The organism is Kitasatospora putterlickiae (genome assembly GCF_039527695.1).
Lineage (GTDB): Bacteria > Actinomycetota > Actinomycetes > Streptomycetales > Streptomycetaceae > Kitasatospora > Kitasatospora putterlickiae.
The window spans coordinates 2,365-4,213 of sequence record NZ_BAAAKJ010000012.1 but is presented as its reverse complement, the minus strand read 5'-3'; the positions used below and the strand labels follow the sequence as shown (position 1 = coordinate 4,213).

Genomic DNA, 1,849 nt, shown 5'->3' with positions numbered 1-1,849 from the left:
CGCCCGACCTCGCGGTGAGCGCCGCGGACCCCGCCCCGGCGCCCGACGGCGGCTCCACCCTCCTCCACCCGGTGGTGACCAACACCGGCCGGGCCGCCACCGCCGATCCGTTCACCCTCTCGGTGCACCTGCCGCCCGGGGTGGTCGGTTCCGGGACCTCGTCCACCGGCGCCTGCCGCACGCTGCCGTTCGGCCACACGGTGGCCTGCGCCTTCCCGGCCGGGCTGGCGCCGGGCGCCACGGCCACCGCCGAGGTGCGGATCTCCATCGCCTCCGGCATGGAGCCGGGCGTGTTGGAAGGCTCCGTCGAGACCGATCTGCCGAACGACCCCACACCGGCGGACGACAGCGCCGTGTTCGAGATCACCGTCCTCTGACGCCGACGCCCCGGGAAGCATGTCCTGTGCATGGCGGACGGCCCGGAGGGGGACAATCCCGGGGCCGATTCACTACGGTCGCCCTCACGACGAGCGGCACCGGCGGCACCGGCGGCACCGGACTCGTGGCCGGCGCCCGCCGGGCGGGGCGGCAGGGGGTGGCATGGCACAGGCACGGAGGCGTCTGTCGCGAGCGGAGGCGGTGCGGCGGCGCACCGGTGCGCAGTTCATCGGCCGCAGAACCCAGTTGGCGCTGTTCGCCGAGAACCTGGCCCGGGATCCCGACCCCGACTCCGGGCCGGACCCGGCGGACTTCCTGTTCCATGTGCGCGGGGTGGGCGGGGTCGGCAAGTCCACCCTGCTCGCCCAGTGGCGCGAGGCGGCCCGGCGGGCCGGAGCGCTCACCGCGGTGGTCGACGAGACCGATGTGCACGGGGTCGAGACGGCGCTCACCGCGCTCGCCCGCCAGCTCGCCGAACAGGCGGGCCCACTGCGGGAGTTCGACAAGGCGGTGGAGCAGTACCGGCGTTCGCTGCAGGCCGCGGCGGACCGCGAGCCGGAGCAGCCGCCGGGCGGGGAGGGCGCCGCGCTGCCGACCCGGCTGGTGACCCAGGCGGCGTTCGGGGTCGCCTCGGTGCTGCCGGGCGCGGGCGTGGTCGCGGCGATGGCCAACCCGGACGCCGTGGCGCAGGGCGCCGAGCGGCTGATCTCCGGGGTGCGCCAGCGCCGGCGCGGCGGCGACGTCGAGGAGTCGGCGCTCAGCCGCGCGTTCGTCGCCGAGCTCGCCCGGCTGTGCGAGCGCGACCGGGGGCGGCGGCCGTGGGTGGTGCTGTTCCTGGACACCTGGGAGCTGACCGGCCGCTACCTGGACGGCTGGCTGCGGGAGATCCTGGACGACGCGTTCGGCCCGCTGCCGCTGGAGGTGATCTTCGTCCTGGCCGGCCGGGACGAGCTCGCCGAGCGCGAGTGGGCGCCGTGGCGGCCGGTCCTGGTGGACGTGCCGTTGGAGGTGTTCACCGAGCAGGAGGCCCGTGACCTGCTGGCCGCCCGCGGGGTGACCGATCCCCTGGTGGTCGACGCGGTGCTGCGGATGTCGATGCGGCTGCCGCTGCTGGTCGCGCTGCTCGCGGCCACCGACCCCGGCGCGGTCGAGGAGGTCGCCGACGTCGGCGCGGACATGGTCGACCAGGCGGTGGTGCGCTTCCTGCAGTGGATCCCCGAGCAGGAGCGCCGGGAGACGGTGCTGGCGGCGGCGCTGCCGCTGCAGCTCAACCAGGACCTGTTCGCCTGCGCCGTGCCGGACGCCGAACCGGCCGCCTGGGCCTGGCTGTCGGCGCAGCCCTTCGTGACCGGGCGGGGCGACTTCCTGCAGTACCACTCCGTGGTGCGCGCCAGCATGGTGCGCCGTCGCCGGATCCACACCCCCCGGGAGTGGACGGCCGCGCACACCCGGCTGGCCGAGCACCACGCCG

General features: G+C 76.1%; 1 protein-coding gene and 1 pseudogene. Both read left to right on the top strand.

Translation table 11 applies throughout. The features are described from left to right. Positions 1-377, top strand: a pseudogene (locus tag ABD308_RS01185) (hypothetical protein); the annotation flags it as partial. A 163-nt stretch (positions 378-540) separates the two neighbouring features. Continuing rightward, positions 541-1,849, top strand: a 1,309-nt coding sequence (locus tag ABD308_RS01180; protein ID WP_344324027.1) for an ATP-binding protein, incomplete at its 3' end; no start/stop codon positions are given.